Source organism: Oleiphilus sp. HI0079, assembly GCF_001635105.1.
The window spans coordinates 1-869 of record NZ_LWFT01000964.1; the positions used below are offsets into that span (position 1 = coordinate 1).

Sequence of the window (869 nt, forward strand, 5' to 3'; positions counted from 1 at the left end):
CTTCGAAGATAGACTGCGTAAGCGCGTAGATCATACCCTCATCTACATCCTCGCTAGAGACGAGATTTGCATAAACACCAAAGGTTTCAATATCCTTTGGATTGCCGCGATACATTCCACCGGGAATGACTGTTTTGACATAGACCTCTGAGCGCGAAATCAACTCTTCAAGCTTTGCGGAGGCGGCTGGCACAATCACGCTTTCACAATCCGTTGTGGCGAGCTTCACCGAGCTATTTGGCGAGCCAGCCACAAAGACCATCGCATCAAACCTGTCATCACACAATGCTTGCGCTTGATCGTCGGAGTCCAATTCATAGACCTCAGAGAAATCGGACTTCCACCACCCCATGACCCCCATCAACCACTCCATTGTCGCCCGCTGGCCAGAGCCTGGATTACCAATATTAATACGCTTGCCTTTGAGGTCTTCAAGCTTCTCTACGTTCGAATCCTTTCGCGCCACTATGGTAAAAGGCTCACTGTACAAATTGACCACTTTACGCAAGCCATCAAATGCCCCGTAATCTTTGAATTGAGCCGAGCCTCTTCGGGCATGCATAAACCAATCACTCTGCACAATCGCAAGATCAATCTCCTGAGCGCGCAACCGCTTTATGTTTTCCAAGGAACCGCGGCTACTCTCAACAAAACAGCGGACGCCATGCTGTTTTACGCCCTGATTCATCATCTGACATATCGCACCACCCGCAGGGTAATAAACACCCGTTACACCGCCGGTTGCCATAATCAGATGTGCCTGTTCGGCATAAACCAAACCAGAGAAAAACAAGACTATAAGAGGAAAAAAGCGCTTCAAATTCATAGATACGTTCTTTGTCTGAGAGAAATTGATCTAATGATTAAAA

At 47.6% G+C, this 869-nt stretch carries 1 protein-coding gene; it reads right to left on the reverse strand.

What is annotated here, in order from left to right:
• On the reverse strand, positions 1 to 826 hold an 826-nt coding region (locus A3750_RS17730), incomplete at its 3' end, for a TAXI family TRAP transporter solute-binding subunit (protein WP_068548527.1).
• Between the last annotated feature and the right edge of the window lie 43 nt (positions 827 to 869).